The organism is Yokenella regensburgei (assembly GCF_051486985.1).
Classification (GTDB): Bacteria; Pseudomonadota; Gammaproteobacteria; order Enterobacterales; family Enterobacteriaceae; genus CBFFRJ01.
The window spans coordinates 1-2,434 of sequence record NZ_JAHVDV010000073.1; the positions used below are offsets into that span (position 1 = coordinate 1).

3 protein-coding genes are annotated in these 2,434 nt (G+C 47.2%); all 3 read right to left on the minus strand.

The genetic code is table 11. The features are described from left to right. Nucleotides 1-65: 65 nt before the first annotated feature. The gene (locus KXR87_RS23365; RefSeq protein WP_437434560.1) at nt 66-1,118 is read right to left on the minus strand and encodes a fimbrial protein; all 1,053 of its coding nucleotides are present in this window, start codon (nt 1,116-1,118) and stop codon (nt 66-68) included. 22 nt (nt 1,119-1,140) lie between these two features. Next, nucleotides 1,141-1,845 carry a fimbrial biogenesis chaperone gene (locus KXR87_RS23370; protein ID WP_437434561.1) on the minus strand — a complete coding sequence of 235 codons (705 nt, stop codon included), beginning with the start codon at nt 1,843-1,845 and terminating at the stop codon, nt 1,141-1,143. A 243-nt stretch (nt 1,846-2,088) separates the two neighbouring features. Then, a partial coding sequence (locus KXR87_RS23375; RefSeq protein ID WP_437434562.1) for a fimbrial protein occupies nt 2,089-2,434 on the minus strand: 346 nt, incomplete at its 5' end.

Genomic DNA, 2,434 nt, shown 5'->3' on the forward strand with positions numbered 1-2,434 from the left:
GATAACATGTCGGGTAGAAATCGCCTGAAACCATTTTTCAGAAATCTCTACCCGGCAATAATCACTTATTCATATGTCATCACAAATTCCGCCGCCGAATTGGCCGTTCCGGCGATGATGGTGCCGGTGCGCACGTAGCGGGCTTTCATCGGGATAGAAAAACTTCCGCCAGTCGTTTTGTTATAACCATTCGGGCCGCCAGTATTCGGTGCAACGATTTTTGTATTAAACGGCACGGCGGTGATGCCGTCGTTTTTCAGCAGTTGAACCCCCACCCCGCTTGCCGTCGAACTGCTGTCAAGCGTCAAGTATTGAGTGTTACCAGTTCCGACTAATGTTACCCCAGAGGCAGGCTTGAAAGTGTAGTTCACAGAATTTATCCCTGGATCGCAATTATTAATTCGGAATTCAAATGACACTGGGGTGCTGGTAGCCCCAATTGAAACAAAATCGCCAGCGGCATGTTTGCCAAGATCAACGGTGATATCCGGTGTAGTACAAGCAAACGCCCTGAGCTTCACATTACCAGAAATGGTAATAGTGGCGAATTCTAACTGATCGGTTCCCAGCTTGAGAGGTGCCATATTCTCTGTCACATACTCACCAACAGTTATAGGATTAAGAGATGCATCCCCAGATTGCATAGGGCCAATGACATAAAACTGGAGAGAATACTCGGGTATAAATGCATCATATGTAGGTGCGCCTGGTGATGATGCGTAAATATCGGCTGGATTGTGTGAGACATAACGGACTTGCGGTGTTCCATAAAACCCGTATACGGTCGTTGATATTGCCACCCCAAGACCTTTAATATTTGTAGTAAATACAGGAATACCGTTGATCACTTGTGAAGTACCACCATCATATCGGTGATACTGTCCATAAGAGCTACATGTTATTTTAGTTTTACCACCAGCAGGAATCAGAACAAAGCTACCCACTTTTGTACCAGGTGTAGTATTGCTTGGCAATGAAAATTCCTCCAATACTGTGGCTGTACTATTCACCACATTATTGCCAATTACAAAAGAACATTTAGCCATTATTTGCGGAGTCATTAGCATAAATAATGAGAAGGTGATGGCCGTTCTTAAGCACATATTAAAATAAAACATACTCCCCTCCAAAGCATAATTATTAATTCAAATAATTTTTCTGATGGAAGTGAAAGCCACCTTCATCATCAATCGCTGTGAAAAAAATTTTTCCCGTGGGGGTGTAATTTTCCAGTGAAAAATCAAGTCTTCCTCTGGATGGGCACATCCCTCCTTGCTTAAGATTGCTGGCACCTGTGAAGCTTACATTGTGAAAAGAAACGTTAAATGCCGTAGGGTTTTCACATTCAATTTTATTATTTTTTAGCATTCGCCACTTCAGCATAGAAACGGCCTCCTCTGGCGACCCCGGCAACCCCTCTGGCCGATAGAACAGATTCAGCCGGGAGCGCACCGGGAACTGCATCACGTTCTGCGTCCCGGCCTTCTTACCCGGCGGTGTGGGGCTGACCTCCAGCACGTTTATCCAGAACACCGACTCCCGATCACGGGGAATCTCGCCGCCAATAAAGCTAATACGCAGCGACTGCCCTTTGCCAGGGTCGATACGGAAAATCGGCGGGATAATAATAAACGGTGTTTTAGCATTATTGCCTTCCCCCGCATCCATCCACGCCTGAATAAGACGCGGCGCGGAGGAATCATTTTTAATTCCGAGCGTCACCTCTTTTTTCCCTTCCGGGTAAATCACACGGGTGGCATTTAGCGTAATGCCTGCCTGAGCGGTGGCTAAATGAAGAACGGTAAAAACGGTAAAGCAGAAAAAGCGGATAGCGCGTCCTGACATGATTTCCTCCCTGGAAAAACGTGCCGCTGGCGCGCAGTTATAGAGGACGCAGCTTTCAATAAGAATATGTTGTATCCGGGAATTTTACCGAAAAAAGAGGTGGCGGGCCAGCCTGCTGGCCTGAGGTTTATACTGGCAGGAGGAACCGAAGGATTATTTAGCGAAAATAAATCAGAGGGATAACATGCCGGGTAGAAATCGCCTGAAACCATTTTTCAGAAATCTTTACCCGGCAATAATCACTTATTCATACGTCATGACGAATTCCGCCGCCGAGTTTGCCGTTCCCGCGCTAATGGTGCCGGTGCGCACGTAGCGGGCTTTCATGGGAATGGTGTAGCTGCCTCCCGTGGCTTTTACGTAGCCTGTAAACGCTGTTTTCACGTTAAACGGCACGGCGGTGATGCCGTCGTTTTTCAGCAGTTGTACCCCCACGCCGCTCGCCGTCGAACTGCTGTCGAGCGTCAGATACTGATTATTACCGGAGCCCTGAAGCGTTATTCCCGAGGCGGGTTTGAAGGTATAGCTGACCGAATTGAGGCCCGGATCGCAGTTGTTGATTTCAAAATTAAACGAGACAGGCGTACTG

What these genes read in the sequence shown, in the direction of transcription:
- KXR87_RS23365 (WP_437434560.1), bottom strand. Translation starts at nt 1,118, where the DNA reads ATGTTTTATTTTAATATGTGCTTAAGAACGGCCATCACCTTCTCATTA.
- KXR87_RS23370 (WP_437434561.1), bottom strand. Translation starts at nt 1,845, where the DNA reads ATGTCAGGACGCGCTATCCGCTTTTTCTGCTTTACCGTTTTTACCGTT.